General features: G+C 37.7%; 13 protein-coding genes, 1 other RNA gene and 1 pseudogene. 8 read left to right on the top strand and 7 right to left on the bottom strand.

Annotated elements, in window-relative coordinates; all coding sequences use genetic code 11:
• Both F6K54_RS20605 and F6K54_RS20600 read left to right on the top strand, forming a co-directional pair.
• A pseudogene (locus tag F6K54_RS20605) lies at positions 1–106 on the top strand (IS1 family transposase); the annotation flags it as partial.
• On the top strand, positions 87–242 hold the full coding sequence (locus F6K54_RS20600) for a hypothetical protein (RefSeq protein WP_293081233.1): 156 nt from the start codon (positions 87–89) through the stop codon (positions 240–242). The pseudogene F6K54_RS20605 and the gene F6K54_RS20600, both read left to right, overlap by 20 nt.
• Before the next feature lie 115 nt (positions 243–357).
• Here F6K54_RS20600 and F6K54_RS20595 read toward each other — a convergent pair whose 3' ends face one another.
• Both F6K54_RS20595 and F6K54_RS20590 read right to left on the bottom strand, forming a co-directional pair.
• Positions 358–1,812, bottom strand: coding sequence for an NAD(P)/FAD-dependent oxidoreductase (locus F6K54_RS20595; RefSeq protein ID WP_293081230.1), 1,455 nt, complete (start codon positions 1,810–1,812; stop codon positions 358–360).
• A 761-nt stretch (positions 1,813–2,573) separates the two neighbouring features.
• Complete coding sequence (locus F6K54_RS20590) at positions 2,574–3,173, bottom strand: DUF4126 domain-containing protein (RefSeq protein WP_293081228.1); 600 nt, start codon at positions 3,171–3,173, stop codon at positions 2,574–2,576.
• Positions 3,174–4,115: 942 nt separating this feature from the next.
• Between F6K54_RS20590 and F6K54_RS20585 the strand changes: the two genes are divergently transcribed.
• Both F6K54_RS20585 and F6K54_RS20580 read left to right on the top strand, forming a co-directional pair.
• On the top strand, positions 4,116–4,469 hold the full coding sequence (locus tag F6K54_RS20585) for a hypothetical protein (RefSeq protein WP_293081225.1): 354 nt from the start codon (positions 4,116–4,118) through the stop codon (positions 4,467–4,469).
• Positions 4,470–4,471: 2 nt separating this feature from the next.
• Positions 4,472–5,611: a sigma-70 family RNA polymerase sigma factor gene (locus F6K54_RS20580; RefSeq protein WP_375341986.1), complete on the top strand. Its 1,140-nt coding sequence runs from the start codon at positions 4,472–4,474 to the stop codon at positions 5,609–5,611.
• A 429-nt stretch (positions 5,612–6,040) separates the two neighbouring features.
• Here the strand turns inward: F6K54_RS20580 and F6K54_RS20575 are convergent, their stop codons facing one another.
• The 3 genes from F6K54_RS20575 to F6K54_RS20565 all read right to left on the bottom strand — a co-directional run bounded on the left by F6K54_RS20575 (position 6,041) and on the right by F6K54_RS20565 (position 8,471).
• Positions 6,041–6,235 (bottom strand): hypothetical protein, encoded by a 195-nt coding sequence (locus F6K54_RS20575; RefSeq protein ID WP_293081222.1) that lies wholly within the window; start codon positions 6,233–6,235, stop codon positions 6,041–6,043.
• A 1,371-nt stretch (positions 6,236–7,606) separates the two neighbouring features.
• Complete coding sequence (locus F6K54_RS20570) at positions 7,607–7,762, bottom strand: hypothetical protein (RefSeq protein ID WP_293081220.1); 156 nt, start codon at positions 7,760–7,762, stop codon at positions 7,607–7,609.
• On the bottom strand, positions 7,740–8,471 hold the full coding sequence (locus F6K54_RS20565) for a VWA domain-containing protein (protein WP_293081218.1): 732 nt from the start codon (positions 8,469–8,471) through the stop codon (positions 7,740–7,742). The genes F6K54_RS20570 and F6K54_RS20565 overlap by 23 nt, the downstream gene beginning before the upstream one ends.
• A gap of 684 nt (positions 8,472–9,155) precedes the next feature.
• Here F6K54_RS20565 and F6K54_RS20560 point away from each other — a divergent pair.
• Positions 9,156–10,001, top strand: a complete 846-nt coding sequence (locus tag F6K54_RS20560) for a Uma2 family endonuclease (protein ID WP_293081216.1) — start codon at positions 9,156–9,158, stop codon at positions 9,999–10,001.
• 615 nt (positions 10,002–10,616) lie between these two features.
• On the opposite strand, the gene F6K54_RS20555 is transcribed toward F6K54_RS20560, so the two are convergent.
• On the bottom strand, positions 10,617–11,981 hold the full coding sequence (locus F6K54_RS20555; protein WP_293081213.1) for a lipid-A-disaccharide synthase-related protein: 1,365 nt from the start codon (positions 11,979–11,981) through the stop codon (positions 10,617–10,619).
• Positions 11,982–12,711: 730 nt separating this feature from the next.
• On the opposite strand from F6K54_RS20555, the gene F6K54_RS20550 reads away from it, so the two are divergent.
• Complete coding sequence (locus tag F6K54_RS20550) at positions 12,712–14,550, top strand: serine/threonine-protein kinase (RefSeq protein ID WP_293081210.1); 1,839 nt, start codon at positions 12,712–12,714, stop codon at positions 14,548–14,550.
• Positions 14,551–14,762: 212 nt separating this feature from the next.
• Here the strand turns inward: F6K54_RS20550 and F6K54_RS20545 are convergent, their stop codons facing one another.
• Positions 14,763–14,897, bottom strand: coding sequence for a hypothetical protein (locus F6K54_RS20545; RefSeq protein ID WP_293081208.1), 135 nt, complete (start codon positions 14,895–14,897; stop codon positions 14,763–14,765).
• Positions 14,898–14,943: 46 nt separating this feature from the next.
• Between F6K54_RS20545 and ssrA the strand changes: the two genes are divergently transcribed.
• Together ssrA and bchD are read left to right on the top strand one after the other, a co-directional pair.
• Positions 14,944–15,337: a transfer-messenger RNA gene (gene ssrA / locus F6K54_RS20540) on the top strand.
• Between the two features lie 2,182 nt (positions 15,338–17,519).
• Positions 17,520–19,538, top strand: coding sequence for a magnesium chelatase ATPase subunit D (gene bchD / locus F6K54_RS20535; protein WP_293081206.1), 2,019 nt, complete (start codon positions 17,520–17,522; stop codon positions 19,536–19,538).
• Positions 19,539–19,648 lie beyond the last annotated feature (110 nt).

Genomic DNA, 19,648 nt, shown 5'->3' with positions numbered 1-19,648 from the left:
GGAAGGAAAGGTAAGAAAAACATTATCCTTTTCTAAAAAGTTAAGTAATCACATTGGAGCTGTATGGAACTTCATACATCATTATAATGCCACAATTTTTACTTGACCATTACTATGCAGGACTACCGAAAAATGATTTAGAAAAATTTAATTGTTGGGAAAATCCTGGTGAAAATATCAGGAACGGGCAAGATGTCCATTCCACAGTTAATTATAGTTATGAACTATATAATTGTCGGTAAAATTATAGTCTGAAGAAAATGATTTAGAGAAATTCAACTGTTGGGAAAATCCTGGTGAAAATATCAGGAACGGGCAAGATGCCCATTCCACTTATAACAGTATTTCCCACCACCTTTACAATAATGTTTGCATAATTTCCTCAATATTACGAGCGTAAATTTGTCGATTGTACTCCTGCCTATGCTCTTCTGAAGAAAGGGGTTCCCTTGTTAATGTTGCTTGTTGAATTAATTCAATCAGTGGGCGACGCAAACTCTCATATTTACTAAATGCAGCTTCTATAGCAGCTATATCATCCCACTGATTTTGCTTACCAATTTCAGACACCAACGTTGCCATGACAGCAGCATCTTCCAGTCCTTGGTTAGCACCTTGAGCCATAAATGGTGGCATTCCATGGGCAGCATCCCCCGCCAATACAACCCGCCCTATATTCCACTTTGGCTGCTCTGTGTCGGAAACAGCGGCACGGTGAAGATAATATGGACGTGACAGAATCTGCTCTGGGGAGGATAATGCCACCAACTGCTGAATCATTTCTGGAAAATTGGCTTTTTTCAACTCTTCTAGGGCAATATTAATTAATTCTTTTCCTGACTTCCCTGCTAATAACTCTAAAGGTAAAGCTGCGTGGATTAGATATCCAAATTTACCAGCTTTACGGGAAAATAAGATCATTCTGGTGGTTTCATCTATTGTAGAATCTTTGGATATTTGGTCATTCATGATGCTTACTAATCGCGAATTATGGATAAACTGCTCCTTGATTTCCTGTGACAATGCTTCTGGAATCTCATATGCTCCCCCACTGCCAATAGCAGCAATACCTGAATATTCTGGTTTTCTATATACACTATATGGACTGTTTTTGTAGATTACCTGACGCACTGTAGAGTTAATCCCATCTGCTGCAATCAATAGTTTAGCGCGGATTGAGATAATTTCCGATTGTGGTAATGGGGAGGAACTAACAGTGCTATTTTTATCATCTTGCTGTTTATTTTCCCAGTGAGCATAGGGGTTAGCTTCTACCCCCTGATTAGAAATGAAATCAGCTCGAACACATTTCAATTCTGGTTCGGCAACTACATTAACACAACGGTGATTAATTTTGAGGCGATCGCTTGGTAATAGCATTCTCAATTGAGTCTGTAAATCGTACCAAGAAATTGATACTCGACCTTCTCCGTACTTACGAAAGTATTCATCGTATGCCAGAGGAAATGAATGGATTTTTTGCCCTTTGACATTTCTGGTTGTCCATTCTAGCGAAGGCTGATTTTTTTTTGATTCACTTTCCGGGTTAGGTTGTGGCGGGTTGTTGAATTTCTGACCAGTTTCTTTAATGTTTTCGTAAGCTTGGTTATCAATATATTTAACTGCTTTTAAGCCATTTGGTAAAAGATCGACAACCTGACCAACTTTACGGAAAGCCCTGGTTTGGTCGAGGACAATAATATTTTCGATCCCACGTTGACGTAAACCAAGGGCGGTTGCTAGTCCCACTGGTCCCGCACCAACGATCGCTACATCATAGTCAATTTTTGGACTGGAGTTTTCTGCTTTCATAGATTGATGTGAATAATGACTAGAAAAAGTATACAACAGTTGTAATAGTTTCTTTATTTAAAGTCCGGACATGATATTACGCATACAGCGCTTTTCATTTGAGTAGACCACAAAGTAGGGACGTTGCATGCAACGTCCCTACAGGGTTATCATTTTTTTGATGTGGTTTATTGAGTCGTTTATTTATAACTGTTTAACCGGACATGGTACAAGTCAATGCTCTATTTCTGTCGGTGGTATTTCTGTATTATTTCTCTGCCTCAACTTTCGATGCAAAGTTTTGACCCCTGATAATAGTCGTTTATTTATAACTGTTTAACCGGACATGGTACAAGTCAGTCCAGTAGGTTGGGTTAAGCGATAGCGCAACCCAACAGATACCTACTTTTGTTGGGTTTATCCTACGGATAAGCTACGAAGATCGTTCCTCAATCCAACCTACATCTATATATCGTATATATCGGTGAAATAAGAAAGGCAGAAGGGAAAGAAAGATTCAAAGGCAAATAATATAACAGAACTTACGCAAAATATCAAATTATACACAATCTATAGGGGCGAACGGCCGTTTGCTTCGCATACTCCGCAGGTGCCCCTACTATATATAGTGGTTGTGCGTAAGTCCTGATCACTAATCTATAATAATTTGTTGGGTTTATCCTAACGGATAAGCTCCGCTAACGGTTCCTCAACCCAACCTACATCATTTACTACTTCTTCCTTGCCTTCTCTATACAATACCGATGCTACCAGACATGATATTACTCTATTTCTGTCGGTGGTATTTCTGTATTGTTTCTCTGCCTCAACTTTCGATGCAAAGTTTTGACCCCTGATAATAGTAACCCAATCACTACAAATACAAGAAAAGCTGCGAACACTGGTACAGAAATCGCCAAAATTGACAACACCGAGGAACTTAATAGCTCCATTGTAGAAACTCCTGGATTTGCAAATCCTCCGGTGAGAGTTGTAGATGCTAATCTAGTAACATCTGTTAAACCTTGCACTGTTCCCGCAGCACCCCCTCCCACAACCGCAGCGATTGTCCACTGTAACATTGGACTCATGTCACTCACAAATGAACTTGTGATAATTGTACCTGCAATGACTGCTGTGGGAGTAGCGACAATATCTAATAATTCATCTACCCAAGGAATATAGTAAGCTGCAACTTCTAAAAATGCACCTACTCCGAAAGCTATTGTTGCTTGTGGGGTGCCCATCCAGGCAAAATCAGAAGACAGTTCTAAATTTCCTGACTGTGCTGCAATACTCATGACTAAAGGAGGTACAAATATGCGAAAACCACAAGCTGCACTTAAACCTACCCCTAGACAAATACCTAATAAAGTTTCCATAATTTTATTCCTAAATTTTTCTCATAAAAACTGTTAATTTTGCTGGTGACTATTTAATAATCATTCATTACTTCAATCTTTTATCTGCTGATTGCTGATGTATAAATATATATTATCAATATTGACAAGTTATATTAATGTTTAAAAATAGTATTAAACGACATATAAATACCACACTGTTCAAGATGGTCAGCTACAGTTTTATCGCAGAAGGAAGAGGGCGATTAGTTATCTAGGAGAGAAAGAAAAATCTGGCTTTGTCTGAGTTTTAAGCTTTTGATATGTCAAATACAGTAATGGCGACTGCTATACATTAATCTTTATGTCCTCTTCCCTGTTGCCTATTACCAAAAAATAGGGTCTAAAGCCTCCCCTTTTAAGGGAAAAAAATATTCGTTCAGTATTTTCAAGCCCCTGGCTTTCCTAGGTCATGCTGCACAAACAGACAGAGGTACTGATAACTGATAACTGAAATGACCCCATAATTTTCATCTCATACTGTACAAATAATCATCCTAACTGTTTCCTTTGCACATCAGTCAAGATGATAAAAGTTTGACATGAGATTTTAAATATGATATATACAGATAATCTTTATTAATTACCTACAAACATCGTAAATCTTAAGAATATACAAATAAAAATTGACATAAAAAAATAAATATGGTATAAATAGTTTTATAAATTCATCAAGCTCTTTGATGATAGTGATAGGTATGATTAAGCGCGATCGCTAATTGTCTTAGATTGGGCAAAAATTTTGCTTGACTTGAATCCTTAAATAATTAGGGAAAAATAAGCAATCATTCTCAAAAACTACAACTATATATTCAGAAAACACAAAAAAATGTTTCTTACAAATTTGGCAAATTCAAAAAAAATAGAAATAATAACACTTTTAATCGTAATATATTAAAGACTCAACATATTAGCGTAAATTAATTGTGGAGACAGACAATCGTGATAGGGCATTCATTAGAAATAGACGATCTAAAAAAAGTTAATAGCCCGAAAAAAATAGTAGCCCTATTTAACAAACTTGGCTATAATTTACAACTGGAAAATTTAGAGATTGAAGAGCTAGAGTTACCCATTTCTTACAGTGCATCTATTGATAATGTTTACAAAATTAATAGCAATGAAGAAGATAATTTAGAAATATTTTTGTTTGAGTTGCTACAAAAAGAATTTAAAACACACCGTAGACTTCAAGACAAAATAATAAGTATTTCCCAAAGTCTTCCTCAAAGCAAAAAAAAAAATTACTCATTTGTACAAACAACTACCATCAGTTAGTAATAGTTGCTCTTCAGACAATAAAAAATATAAATATCAAAATTAAATGGTGGTTAATTGACTGTAAAAATCCTACTTATTATGATACTTACTGGCTAGAAAATATAACCAGAAATAATTGGGAATATACAGAAGAATTTATAAATAAAGAGCCTACTAAAAGTAGCTACGACCAAGATATAGAACCGCCAACCGCAACATTTACCCAAGACTCCATTCAACTTTATAACAAAGAAATTAATAAAATACCTCGCTTGCGTGCTGAGGAAGAAATTAGTTTAGCCCATCAAATTGATGAATTATTAGCTTTAGAAGAAATTCGTGAAAATTTAGAGACAAAACTCCAGCGATCGCCTAATGAAACAGAATGGGCAACAGCTGTAAAAATGAGTATACCAGAATTGCGCGATCGCCTCCAACAAGGTAGACAGGCAAAAAATCAAATGGTGACAGCTAACCTGCGACTGGTGACATCAATTGCCAAACGATATCAAAACCGAGGATTAGACCTCCAAGATTTAATTCAAGAAGGTAGTTTAGGATTAATTCGTGCTACAGAAAAATTTGACCATACAAAAGGCTATAAATTCTCTACTTACGGTATTTGGTGGATTAGACAAGCTATTACTAGAGCTATTTGTGACTATTCTCGCATCATTCGCTTGCCAGTTTATCTCTATGAAACCATTTCCCAAATTAAGAAAACAGTTAGACAGATGTCAATGGAACATTGTCTCTTAACTGCAGAAGAAGTCGCTACACGCATGGAAATGACAACAGAGAAATTACGATTTATTATAGAATGCGCTCAAGAAATGTTATCTTTAGAAATTCCTATAGGCAAAGGAGAAAATACTATCTATAAAGAAGTGATCGAGTTTCATGGGAAAACACCAGCAAAATATGTCTTTGAAAATTGCCTACAAGAAGACGTAGAAACTGTTCTCAACACTTTAACTGAGCGAGAAAAAAATGTGTTACGAATGCGATTTGGTTTGGATGATGGTCAAGAAAAAACCCTAAAGGAAATTGGCGATCATTTTAATTTAACGAGAGAAAGAATTAGGCAAATAGAGTCAAAGGCATTGAAAAAGTTGGAAGATCCAAAACGTAATCGTATTTTGAGGGAATATCTTCGTTAGAAAATAATGCGCTGCCGCTACGCGGAAGTTAAAAGTCAAAAGTTAAAAGTCAAAAGTTAAAAGTCAAAAGTTAAAAGCGAGTGTGTAATTCTGAAGTTTCCTACGGGGCGTATAAAGTGCAGAAGTAATTCCGCACACAGCCCCTCCAGAATGTAATATCATGTTCCCCCTCCGGGGGAGCTACGCTAACGGATAATCAGTTATAAAAAAACTTTATCCCTTTTAACCTTTTCTTCCCTTCTGCCTTCCCCTCCTGGGAGGGGTTAGGGGTGGGTTGCCTTCTACCTTCCTTCCTCCAAAGTGTAAGTATTCAACCGAACATGATATAAGACGCACTCAAGACAGTCAATCATTTTTGATTTGTAATTGTTTTAGAATTGTGTAACCAGTTATTTCTGCCATCCTGCACTAGCAAGACCGACATGATAATTATTTTTGCTCGGGATAGTTTTTTTGATTTTTCTGAGATGCTTTTGTAAGATTTTGTTCAGTTTCAGTAGTTTGACTAGATTTCATTAAACCAGAACCATGCCACAAAAAACTGACAATCATTATTTTAGTTAATGCATTTAATTGCTCTAACTTTTCTTTGTTCATTGGTTGATTTATATTATTAGTTTGCATTAATTTTGAACTTATATTTATTTTTTATAAACATTAACAAATCTTTCAACAGATATACTGATGAATCCGGTGAGGGTAATTACTTAATTTAGAAAATTGATTATGTAGCGATCGGCTTTACTACTTAAGCATTTTGGCGCACTTTGACATAATTAATTGACTACTATATTTGTAAGGATTCAGCAGGGAATTATCCACCAAGAAGAATTAAAATTCATTAATGAAATTGGGTATAATATCATGTCCGGCAGCATCGTTTGTGTATAAAATTAAGGTGACAATGGGAGAAAACCTTCTGCCTCCTGCCTCCTGCCTCCTGCCTTCCTTCCACCAAAGTCTAATTATTCAATCGGACATGATATAACCTAACCTCAGTTATTGCTTGAATATATTCATATATCTGATTGCTGTTTGCAGAGCATTCTGTAGGAAATGCTAATAGCTGTTTGCGCAGCATTCCGCAGGAAATGCTTACCTATATTTTGCTTTCGTATTAATGCATAATATTTCGGATTAAAATAAAAGTTACAATTATATTTTTCCGTATTTTTACTGAAATAACTGTGATTTATATTCTTGATTTAATGTGACTTATACTATAGATAATGTGTGATTTAAAACACAATATAAATTTTATCTAAAAGGTAATTTCAGTTATCAGTTATCAGTTATGAGTTACCAGTTATTAGTATCTCTGTAATAAGGAGAATAGTCTCTTTTTTTTTATTCCTTTAAAAAGGGAAGCTTTAGACCACAATTTTTCGGTAATAAATGTAGAAATTAATATTAAATTAACAGAAGAATTTATAGCAATTCTCTACATATTTTCTATGAAAATATTTATAGTATCAGAGAACAGATAACAGAGTTCATTAATGGATAATGGATAATTGATAATTGATAATTACCTCTGGTTAAAACCGTTCTTGATTGAATATAAGGAGATATTATTTCTTCTCTTGGTCGATTGGATATGGCTCCGAGACCTCGCCATCCCTCGACCGCTTTTTTTTTCCCTTAAAAGGGGAGGCTTTAAACCTTAATTATTTAATTATTAATAATTAATAATTAATAATTAACAATTCGGTAAAAACTTCATGATTTTATCTATAAATTTGAATAAAGTTTTAGGTTGTAGGTTTAATTTTTTTACAAATATTGCACAAGTTAATAAATATCAGAATAAGTAAGTAGTCAGTATTTAGGAGAAAGTAAAGAAGAAAAATACTCTAACTTAGACAGTAGTAAGAAAGCATCTGCGCACGATCAATAGTAAGGAATTAAATTCTTGAAGAAGGCAGAAGGAATTCTTATGAATAGTTAACGACTGGTCACTCCATGTCTTATAACCTCAAGGAATATTAAGCAGTCTCATTGACGGTGGGGTATTAAACCCCCCACTGAAAAGATAAATATTCTTCTTCCTTCTTCCTCCTTCCTTCTTCCTTCTTCCTCCTTCCTTCTTCCTTCTTCCTTCTTCCTTCTTCCTTCTTCCTTCCTAATATTAAGAAGCAAAATATTTACCATATAAACCTGGATATCTTTCTTTTATCCAACCACCTAATCCTTTTCTTGGGTCTCCCTCAAGTTGACGTTCAAGAGCAGCAATAATACCCTCATCCATCACCTCATCTATTAAATCAAAAATAAATATATTACAATCTTCTCCTCGTCTAGATTGAAATTTATTAGCATTCAAATCAATTCCTAAATAAAAATCTATTCCTCCCTCTGTCTCAATATCGCTACCTACACCAATCATTAAAATTTTAATCTCATCTTGGCTATTGATATTAGAACAAGTTTTTCCAATAACATTAATAAATTCTTTGCTATCATCAATTTGACCATCAGTATAGATAATTATAAAAGCACCTTTATCATCAGTTCTATTAGAAAACCATTGAGATACTGCCTCATTCAAAGTAGGAGCAATGTAAGTCGCACCACCAGGTTTATTTTCCTTAAAAGCAGCTTGTACTTGGGCAGCATCTCTGAGATAAATAGTTTTTGTCGGTTGTTGATTTCGATTGAAAAAATATAAAGTTACCTCATCACAAATTATGCCATAATCATCATCTTGTTCAGACAGAATTTCAAATACATGACCTTGTACAGTTTCTTGAAGATATTGCCAACGATTTTTGCTTCCTGTAGTAGCATCAGATATTGTCATGGAACCACTACGGTCTATTAAAATGAAAACATCACGATTGTAAATTTTTGGAATTGGCATATTTTCCTCCTTTGGTAAGATTAATTCAGCAGGTTTTTGATAGCTTATATTTTTGCAGATATATCTACATATTTCTAAGATTTTACCAAACTTTGCCATTATAAAAGATATCAGTAAATTAATTTGTTTCATCCTACGTTAATTAAAATTAACAAAACTCAAAAATAAAGTAAAATAGACCACAGTTGTTGAGAACAATATCATAGAAAAGAGGAAAAGTCTTTGTTTTTTTTGACTCTAGTAATATAATAATACCCTGTTGAATATTTACAGCAGTTTTTTAGTCTTGGAGGTATAAATTTTTATGCTTTTAGGGAACAGATAAAACTGGACCTCAGACCAGGGAATGAATAAGTAAGATAAACATTTTCTTTCCTGCTACATCTGTGCTATTATTGATAATAAAAAATATATAGCAATTCCCATACTGGTGAGGTACAAAATTTTAGGTTTGAGGGAACAGGGAACAGTAAATAAAAAGACAAAAAGATAACTGTACCTCATGACATTGGGAAACGCTTTTAATTATAATTAAAACTAAATATAGTGCTACACTAAATATAGTGTAGCTCCCTAAAGGATGGGTTAATTATAAGGAAAGTTCAATATTTCAAGCCTCTGTCTGAAGTTAGAGGCACTGATAACTGATAACTAATAACTGATAACTGATAACTGATAACTGAAATGACATCCTCTACTACACCAGAAATTATTTATCCAGAAAGTGACGGTTTACCTTTGGCAGATAATACAATTCAATTCCGCTTTATTACTACTATTGTTGGGGGTATTGCCGGTATGTACAAAGACAACCCCAATGTGTTTGTTGCCGGTGACTTATTTTGGTATCCCAAGTACAGACAACCTTGGGTCAAACAAGCTCCTGATGTGATGGTAGTTTTCGGTCGCCCTCAAGGAGATAGACGTTCCTATAAACAGTGGGAAGAAGATAATATTCCACCACAAGTTGTGTTTGAAATTGCTTCTCCTAGCAACAGTATTACTGAATTGGAAGTGACAAAACTAGAGTTCTATTCGGAATATGGGGCGCAAGAGTATTATGTTTATGATCCAGACAAAGGGAGATTAAAAGGATGGTTGCGTCGAGGAGAAGTTCTCACTCCCATAGAAGTGATGGAAGGTTGGATAAGTCCTCAATTAGGAATTCGCTTTGAAAAAGAGGGTAAGGAATTACAAATTTATCGACCTGATGGAGAACGTTTTGCCACTTATTTAGAAATTCTCGAACAAAAGGAACAAGAAAGACAAAACGCTGAACGAGAAAGACAAAATGCTGAACGAGAAAGACAAAATGCTGAACAAGAAAGACAAAATGCTGAACAAGAAAGACAAAATGCCGAACGAGAGGCAAATGCACGTCAACAAGCTGAACAGGAACGGAACTTAATTGCTCAACAGCAACAAGAAGCTATTCCTCGGTTATTGAACATGGGTTTAACTACCAAACAAGTTGCAGATGCTCTTTCTTTACCTTTAGCTGTAGTAGAGAAAATAGGGAATAGGGAATAGTATAGTTTAGGAGGAACTGAGAACAGAATTTACAGCGTATTTGATATTAGTGAGGTACACCAGTCGCGGGCAAGATGCCCGCACTACAAAGACTTTACTGTTTATATTTGTACCTCATCTACCTGCAATCTGCTGTAATTAGGAAGTAGTTGGATATATTTGTCCCTTAATTTTTCTGCAATTACAGCGGTTTTCATTTCAGTAGACCACAGTAGGGAGGTTGTATGCAACGTCCCTACAGGGTTTTGGCTATAACGATGTGGTTCATCAATTTGAAAAGTGCTGTATTCTGCCTATGATGCTAACTTTTTGAGGGTTCTGGAGTAAAAACCTCAAAAAGCCAGTATTTTGGGATGATTATGGCATAAAAATTTAGAGACAAAACTTAGCTCCTACCTCCTCACTCATTCCCCTAACTCCTGTCTCCTACCCCAGCAAAAAGACTTTCCATACGCAAACCCTAATTATTAATTATTGATTATCATTTCCCTTATGGGTTTAATACCCCACTGTCAACGGAGGTACTCAAAATTGTTTGGGGTGAGATACCCCATGCAATTTTCCCTCCTGACTCCTGACTCCTGACTCCTGACTCCTTCTTCAATAATTGTAGATCTACATCCAGTTCAACTCCATTAAAAAATTAGCAATTCTCTGAGCTGCGCCCGGTTTACCCATTCTCTGAACCCCATTTTTAGTAATTAATTGTAGTCGCTCTGGATCGTTTAACAGAGACTTAACTGCATCTGCAACTTCTTTCGGATGCTTGACCAAAATTATAGAAATTCCTAAAAGGCGACTTTGAGCTTCCGCAAAAGCAGATGTGAATTGAGGGCCATTACCAGGAATAGCGATCGCTGGTTTCCCCAGACCAACAAATTGTTCCGTAGCAGTACCTGCCATAGCAATAGCTAAATTTCCCCGATGCAAAAATTCAGGAAAAGCTTGTCGGTCTAAAATCATACTAGCATTTTTATTCTGAGAAGTTAATTTAACAGGAAACTGAATATTTCCCTCTCCAAAAAAAAAGGTTGGTACAGGACGATCTACTGGCAGTTGTAAAATACTGTTTTGAGTATCAGTTCTCATTTCTAGTTCAGTCTGCCAATGATAAGACTGAAGCAGTGTAATAAAAGGTTCTAAGCTTAAATTAGGAGCGATCGCCCCCAAAAACAAAAATTTTTGCTGTGGAAAAGTTTCGAGCAACCCTACAACAGCTTGAATAATAATTTCCCAATTTGCATAAACTTCTGGAGAACGAGATCCAGGTAATAAAGTAATAGTCACTTGGCTCTGCATTCCTAGTATTTTTGCATCAGAGCGGTCTATTGACAGCAAAGAGTTTTCCAACTTTACACCATCCATCATCGGGTTTCCCAGATAATAAGAGCGAATTGACTTTTTTCTGAGTATTTGTGCTGTTAGATCGTCTCTAGCAAGTACCGCTCTACACTTACTCCTACTCATTAACCAACACTCCCAAGGAAAGTAAACCGACTTTGACCAATGCTGAAAACTTTCTACCCAAGAGTTAGAGGCAAGTTTCCCAGTTTTATCTCGGACCAAATATTCTGATTTGGCAGTTCCTAAAAAAGCATAAGGTACTCCACTCAACCAAGCAAATAATAAAGGTACAAGATCGCCAACTGCAAAGATAACTACTTGATGACCTAATTGAGTTTCGGAACTTATCCAATATTTTAATGCTTTGAGTTGAGTAAAGGTCATTTTTAATAAACCACCTTTGACATCTTGCCATAACTGTTGCCCATCCATATAGATAAACCCGCCAGAAGGCATTTTTTGTCGGGGACCAATAATTGAGAGACGAGGCATTTTGGTATAAGCGTATCCTTCCCCAACTATAGGCAAGGCAGCAAGACTAGGAGGAAGAGGATATTTTTGTAGTTCTTGTACAATTTGAACTGCGATCGCATCTTCCCCATGACCATTACTAAGGCACAGTATCTTCAAAGTCATAATCAAAATTCGGGAATAGGGAGTAGGGAATAGGGAATAGGGAACAGGGAACAATTACATATTAATATTAACAAATAGTTCAAACAATCCAAAAGACAAAATTATCAACAAGACTTACCGAATAATTATTAATTAATAATTAATAATTAAATAATTCTGGTTTAAAGCCTCCCCTTTTATACCAATTTGAAAAAAGAATGTTACAAATAATAAGTAGTCTTAAAATAATTTGTAGGAAATATATATTGGACGAGAAAGACAAATTACTACATTAAAAATGGTATCAAACCTATTTATTATGACTCCTGACTCCTGTATCCTGACTCCTAATAAATACCCTAGCTATTTGTAGCAAAGATTTATCAAATTGGTATTAAGGGGAAAAAGCGGTCGAGGTATGGATGGGTTTCCTAACCATATCCAATGGACCAAGAGAAGAAATAATATTTCCTTATATTCAATTCCGTAACGGTTTTAACCAGAGGTAATTATCAATTATCAATTAATGAAGCATCACCAACGCCCAAAATTCAAACTAATAGTTCGTAATTGAAGCACCCTGAGAAGTAGTAGAAGTTAGGATACTATTTAGCATATCTATTCGCATTCAGCACAAGGAGTCATTTTTTCAGAAGTCAGGAGAAAATTCTGACTTCTGTCTAAACCTAAACTCCTGAATATTAAGTAGCTTATAGTTGTTTTCAGATCGAGAGAAATTGGGAATATAGAAATGAATATATTAAGAAACTTACAAGAAGGCAAATATACATTAGAACAAGAATTAGGAAGGGGAGGTTTTGGTATTACTATCAAGGCTACTCATAATTATTTAGGACAACCCGTAGTTATTAAGACTCTCAATGAGTCTCTACGTCAACATCCCAACTTTGAGGAATTTCAAAGGAAGTTTCAGGATGAGGCAAGAAGACTCGCTTTGTGTGTCCACCCTAATATTGTCAGAGTCAGTGATTTTTTTGTGGAAGATAGTCAACCTTACATGGTGATGGACTATATTCCGGGTAAAACTTTAGCAGAAGTTGTATCTGGTGGACAACCTCTACCAGAGGCGATCGCCGTGCATTATATTCGTCAGGTAGGTAATGCTTTGATGGTGGTGCATCAAAATAACCTACTCCACCGAGATGTTAAACCCCAAAATATTATGCTACGTCAGGGTACTGAGGATGTCATCTTAATTGACTTTGGTATTGCGCGGGAATTTATTGCTGGTAAAACTCAGGTTCACACTAATATGGTTTCTGATGGTTATGCTCCTCCAGAACAGTATTTTGTTCAAGGAAAACGCACCGCAGCAACAGATGTATATGGTTTAGCCGCGACTCTCTATACTTTATTAACAGCACGACTGCCAATACCAGCAATGAGCAGAGCGCAACAAGAAATGGCTACTCCGAGGGAGTTACAGCCTCAACTAAGTGGTACTGTTAATCAAGCAGTGCTAAAAGGTATGGCAATGGATATTCAACACAGACCTGCAACTGTGGAGGAATGGCTAAAACAGTTATCAAATTCTAGTACAACTGATTTACATTCAACTATTCAGGTTGTACCTCAACAGCATCCAGCTCATAATGTGGGAAATGGAAAAATTGCTACTACAAATATTCCTCCTACACAAAGACCTACAGGAATTTTGATGTGGGGTATACTCGGAGCGATCGCTACTCTCACAGTAGGAACATTAGCAGCAATAGTGTTCAATTCTCAGCCCTCTGATACACCACCTATTGTTCAAACTCCTACACCATCTCCCACCGTTAGACCATCAGATATTGCTCAAACTCCTATATCACAGCCAACTACAACTCCTACACCATCTCCAAAGTCTAATGATACGGAGCCATTGCCCAATTTGACTCCTACCCCATCACCATCACCATCTCCTGTTCCTCCTCCTATAGTCAGACCAACCCCTACTCCTTCACCTCCAGTAGAAAAACCTACACCCATACCACCTACGGTTCAGCCAACTCCAACTCCAGCTCCAACTCCAGCTCCAACTCCAACTTCAGCTCCAACTCCAACTCCAAATCCAACTCCAGTTCAACCTCCCCAAGATTCAGTTCCTAATATACCGATAGAGTTAATATTGCCAGATAATATTCCTTCTGATCCTATTGATAATTCTACTATTAGGGATCGGTTGCCAATTATTCGTGGCTTACCTCCAGGTACATTAGAAAGTAAAGTAATAGAATTATTGGGAAAACCTACAAAAGTTAAAGAGGGTAGCTATTGGCCTAATACTAAGGTTGTTATTTATGATTTACTTCCTAATCAAATTACTTTAGGTTATATATACGATCGAGATTCTCGTCGCTTGCGACAAACTGAGTTGTCTGTCTCAGATGCACTACCTGAAAGAATGGTAAGAGTCGCTTTTACTAATATGTTGAATCTGAAAATTACTTCAGGAATTAAGGAAGGACTACAGGATGTGCGAAACCGTAAAATTAATCGCTACGAGTTTAAAACAGGTAATCTCGAAGGTCTAATTGAGCGTAGTAGCGATGACCGTATATACATTGGTGTCAGGGAAAATGATTAACATTAAGAGGGAGTAGGGGAGTGGGGGAGTAGGGAGTAAGGGAGTAAGGGAGTAGGGGAGTAGGGGAGTAGGGGAGTAGGGGAGTAGGGGAGTAGGGAGTAGGGGAGTAGGGTAGTAGGGGAGATTAAAGTAATTATAGAATTATAAACATATTATTAGAGATGATTTTAATAGTTTTGTGGAATGGGCATCTTGCCCGTTCCTGATCAGGTTTAAATTTGCTCCCATCTCCCAACTCCTCCCACCCTTCTGACATCTCCCACACTCCTCATATTTTTAAATACATCCCAAATAGATTCTATATGACTCCTGACTCCTGACTCCTGACTCCTGACTCCTAAATTCAACAGTTGTCAAAATAAAAATAAATGTGTAAGATAAAAATAATAACACGGGGCATTAACGGTTTCGACAGGGTGGTGAAATCTACTTTGTGATTCAGGTCGAGAGTGAGTCTTCTCTCGCAAATCCCGGGCTCAAAAAATAATAAGTGCAAACAACATTGTACCTTTTGCTCGTAAGCAAGTAGCTGTAGCTTAATTGCGAAAATACCTCTTATAGGTTCGAGCGTCTGTAGTTTGACTCCGTTAAGGATTGCAGACCTAACCCCAACGGATGCTCCAGTAAACTGCCTCTGGTCAGCTACTGGTTAAGACTTACTAGAGAATCCCGCCATCCGGGATAATGGATGGTCCCGGCTCTGAGGGTTAACAAGAGCTAAACCTGTGAATGAGCGAAGAGTAAATAGCCATTTTGGACATGGGTTCAACTCCCATATGCTCCATTCAACAATTTGAAGAAGACAGAATTCAGAATTCAGAAGGCAGAAGGCAGAAGGGAAAATTGCTTATGAATAGTCTTCGATACGCCACTCCATAGCTCATAACCCCAAACAATTTTCAGCACTGTGTAGATAGTGGGGTATTAAACCCGTAAAAAAAAGATAATAATTATCCTAAAGCCGTTTTTTGCCTTTTGAGCATCAAGCGGTTTTTTTAATAGGTTGTACAACCTACATTCTGCACTTCAAAATGTAGTAGAAAAGAAGGAGACAGGAGACAGGAGACAGGAGTTAGGGGAATGAGCGAGGAGGTAGAAGTAAGAATTGTCCCAAGATTGTTCTGCCCAACTATGCGCCTAAAATACTAACTTTTTGAGCGTTTTAGACTGAAACAGGCGCACTGCAATTAGACCCCAAAAAGGCACTTTTCTTTATATGTGAATGCTTTTAGATTAGATCGGTAAGTCCTAATTAGGGTTTGCTGATTAAACCTAAAAACATTGGTAGGTAAAGGTTTTAGCCTTTTGAAGTTTGGAAAAAGTACAAGAAGTTAGGTCTAAAACATTCATGCATGTGAGTATTTTAGGGTAGGTATGGCAAAAAAATCACTCTTACTATTATGAATGTCCACTAACTCTGTAATACCATTTTGAAAAAAGAATGTTACGAATAATAAGCACCATAAAAAGACTTTCAGATAAAGTCTGTTTCACGAAAAAGGTAATTTGCAACATCAAAAATGGTATTAAATCTATCCATTCTGCATTCTAAATTCTAAATTCTAAATTAAAATAAATACCCTAACTATTTGTAGCAAACATTTATCAATTTGGTATAATCCCCATTCCTTCTACGTCCTAACTACTCCTTACTCCCTACAAAGAGCAAAAAGACTTTATTCCGCAAGCCCTAATTATTAATTATTAATTATTAATTATTAATTATTAATTATTAATTATTGAACTCCTGTCTCCTGACTCCTTCTTCAAATATTTTTATTAGCTAAAAAATAAAAGCCCCTTTGTCAATCTTGACCAAAGGGACAAATAACTATCAGGGTGCATCTACTAAACGCAGTATAACACCAGCAAGGGGTAAAACCCACTATTTGAATAATTAAAAAAAAATATCATAAATCGAATAAAACATAAGTTTCATTAAACTAAGCACCCACCCATGCCTTAACGAAGTCAGAAGTCAGAAGTCAGAAGTCAGAAGAACCCACCCCTCGCCCCTCCCCCTCCTAGGAGGGCAGGGCTGTTTCATTCTCGATAGACACGGGGACGCGGGGACACACCAGACACGGGGATAGAGGCTTTTAAGCGACGTTAAACCAAATATTCTCTCAGAGCTTAAAGGCGCTTATTTGCCGATTTTTCAGCAAATTTTGGCAAATTTCACTATTCCACTATTCCTTTATCTTCCGTTCTCTCGCTCATCGTTAATCTACAATACTTTGAAACAGCCCTGCTCCTAGGAGGGGAAGTAGGGGATTTGAGCAAGGCTCCAAAAATATTGCGCCTTAAAAGGTGGGGTTTTAGACCCATATTATTTTGATAAAAAAAAGCCCCTTGGTCAAAACTGACCAAGAGACAAATAACTATCAGGGTGCATCTACTAAACGTAGTATAACACCCATAAGGGGTAAAACCCCTCATCTTTATATATTTATTAATTATGCTACATATAAGTATTAAAAATATAAATTAAAAGTCTCTTTGCAACTGAAAAAAAATAAAATATACAGCTATATATTTTAATCAAAGTGTAACTTATATATAAGAATATATATGAGGATTGGTATTTAAAGCGATATAGCACTACGCAAATAGATGGGGTAATTTTAACGAAGTCAGAAGTCAGTAGGGGTGTTAACGTAGTTGTGCGTAGCAAATGGCCATTCGCCCCTATTGAAGTTATTTTTGTAACGGAGATTTGAGCAAAGTTCCAAGAATATTTCGCCTTAAAAGGCGGGGTTTTAGACCCAATTATTTTGATAAACACTCAAACTCAGTCAGGCATTATTTCTGACTTCTGGCTTATGCCCGTCACCAATCTGATGCCTCCCCTATCTGACTTTCGCGTAGCACGATAATGCTCCCCATCGTTTCACGATCGCCAACCCCAATCGAAAAATATGTCCCATTATTTTGATATCCTAAAAACCAAGACTCACACTATTTAAACTATGCCTGTAGAAAACCCTCCCGCCATCATCAACTTTCCTCTAGCTGCCGTAGTCGGGCAAGAAGCAATCAAACTAGCCCTATTGTTAACCGCCGTCGATCCGGAATTAGGAGGAGTTGCCATTGCTGGCCGTCGTGGTACTGCCAAATCAGTAATGGCCAGAGCGCTACATTCACTCCTACCTCCCATTGAAATTGTTCAAGATTCCATTAGTAACTGTAATCCTAACTATCCTGAAGAATGGGACGACCAACTATTAGAGCAGTATGCCGACCTCACTTCAGCAGAAATTCCCACTAAAGTTATACCCGCACCTTTTATTCAAGTTCCTCTAGGAGTAACAGAGGATCGGTTATTAGGCTCGGTAGATGTAGAAAAATCAGTCAAACAAGGAGAAACGGTTTTTCAACCAGGATTATTAGCATCAGCTCACCGAGGAGTGTTATATGTAGACGAAATTAATCTGCTGGACGACAATATTGCCAATTTATTACTCACAGTCTTAACAGAAGGCAGAAATCAGATAGAGCGGGAGGGTATAAGTTTTCAACATCCTTGTAAACCTCTATTTATCGCTACCTATAATCCAGAAGAAGGGCCACTACGAGAACATTTGCTAGATAGAATAGCGATCGCCCTTTCAGCAGATATGGTTTTAGCTTTAGACCAACGAGTGGAGGCAGTAGAACAAGCATTAGCTTATGCAAAATCTCCCCAAGCTTTTCTCGAACAATATGCAGAAGATATAGATAATCTCAAAACTCAGATTCTTTTGGCCAGGGAATGGATAAAAGATGTCACTATTACTAACGAACAAATCCAATATTTAGTAGAAGAAGCAATTCGTGGAGGTGTGCAAGGACATAGGGCAGAACTTTTTGCTGTGCGAGTAGCCAAAGCATCAGCAGCACTTGATGGACGGACAACAATTAATGCTGATGACTTGCGTCGGGCCGTGGAGTTAGTTATTGTGCCACGGGCAACAATAGTGCCAACCCCTCCAGAAGAGGAACAACAACCGCCACCACCACCACCACCCCCACCAGAAGACCAGTCTCAAGATGAGCAAGAGGAGGATGAGGATGAGGAAAACCCGGAACCTCCAGAGGAAGAAGAGGCTAGTATTCCTGAAGAATTTTTGTTTGATCCGGAGGGAGTGGTGCTGGATGATAGTGTGTTGATGTTTGCTCAAACAGCAAATCGTCAAGGTAAGTCTGGTAGTCGGAGTGTGATTTTTTCTGAAGACCGGGGGCGTTATGTGAAGCCAATGTTGCCCAAGGGTAAGGTGCGACGTATTGCAGTTGATGCGACTTTACGAGCTGCTGCTCCTTATCAGAAGTCTCGTCGCGAACGTCAGCCAAATCGTAAAGTGATTGTGGAACCTATTGATATGCGGGCAAAGCGTTTGGCAAGAAAGGCAGGTGCTTTGGTGGTGTTTGTGGTTGATGCTTCGGGTTCGATGGCGTTAAATAGGATGCAGTCGGCTAAGGGAGCGGTGATGCAGTTGTTGACGGAGGCTTATCAGAGTCGGGACCAGGTGTCGTTGATTCCTTTTCGAGGGGAACAGGCGGAGGTGTTGTTACCGCCTACTCGTTCGATCACTACAGCACGACGACGTTTGGAAAAGATGCCTTGTGGTGGGGGTTCGCCTTTGGCCCATGGTTTGACTCAGGCGGTAAGAGTGGGTGTGAATGCCAAGCAGTCTGGTGATGTTGGGCAGGTGGTAATTGTGGCTATTACGGACGGACGGGGTAATATTCCGTTGGCACGTTCGTTGGGTGAACCGATATTGGATGATGAGAAGCCGAATATTAAGGAGGAGTTGTTGGAAATTGCTAGTAAAGTTCGGGGTTTGGGGATTCAGTTATTGATGATTGATACTGAGAATAAGTTTGTTTCGACTGGGTTTGCGAAGGAGTTGGCGAAGCAAGCGGGGGGTAAGTATTATCATTTACCTAAGGCGACAGAACAAGCGATCGCTGCTATGACTCAGAATGCTCTCAAGGATGCTATTGGGTGAAAGGGAGATGGGGGGATGGGGAGATGGGGGGATAGGGAGTAGGGGAGTAGGGGAGTAGGGGAGTAGGGGAGTAGGGGAGTAGGGGGGTAGGGGAGGAGGGGAGTAGGGAG

The sequence above is a fragment of the Okeania sp. SIO3B5 genome, from assembly GCF_010692555.1.
Lineage (GTDB): Bacteria > Cyanobacteriota > Cyanobacteriia > Cyanobacteriales > Microcoleaceae > Okeania.
This window is presented reverse-complemented; position numbering and strand designations above follow the sequence as displayed.

Coding starts and splice junctions, on each gene's coding strand:
- bchD (WP_293081206.1), top strand. CDS start 17,520: ATGCCTGTAGAAAACCCTCCCGCCATCATCAACTTTCCTCTAGCTGCC.
- F6K54_RS20575 (WP_293081222.1), bottom strand. CDS start 6,235: ATGCAAACTAATAATATAAATCAACCAATGAACAAAGAAAAGTTAGAG.
- F6K54_RS20555 (WP_293081213.1), bottom strand. CDS start 11,981: ATGACTTTGAAGATACTGTGCCTTAGTAATGGTCATGGGGAAGATGCG.
- F6K54_RS20560 (WP_293081216.1), top strand. CDS start 9,156: ATGACATCCTCTACTACACCAGAAATTATTTATCCAGAAAGTGACGGT.
- F6K54_RS20570 (WP_293081220.1), bottom strand. CDS start 7,762: ATGGTAAATATTTTGCTTCTTAATATTAGGAAGGAAGAAGGAAGAAGG.
- F6K54_RS20600 (WP_293081233.1), top strand. CDS start 87: ATGCCACAATTTTTACTTGACCATTACTATGCAGGACTACCGAAAAAT.
- F6K54_RS20595 (WP_293081230.1), bottom strand. CDS start 1,812: ATGAAAGCAGAAAACTCCAGTCCAAAAATTGACTATGATGTAGCGATC.
- F6K54_RS20550 (WP_293081210.1), top strand. CDS start 12,712: ATGAATATATTAAGAAACTTACAAGAAGGCAAATATACATTAGAACAA.
- F6K54_RS20590 (WP_293081228.1), bottom strand. CDS start 3,173: ATGGAAACTTTATTAGGTATTTGTCTAGGGGTAGGTTTAAGTGCAGCT.
- F6K54_RS20565 (WP_293081218.1), bottom strand. CDS start 8,471: ATGCCAATTCCAAAAATTTACAATCGTGATGTTTTCATTTTAATAGAC.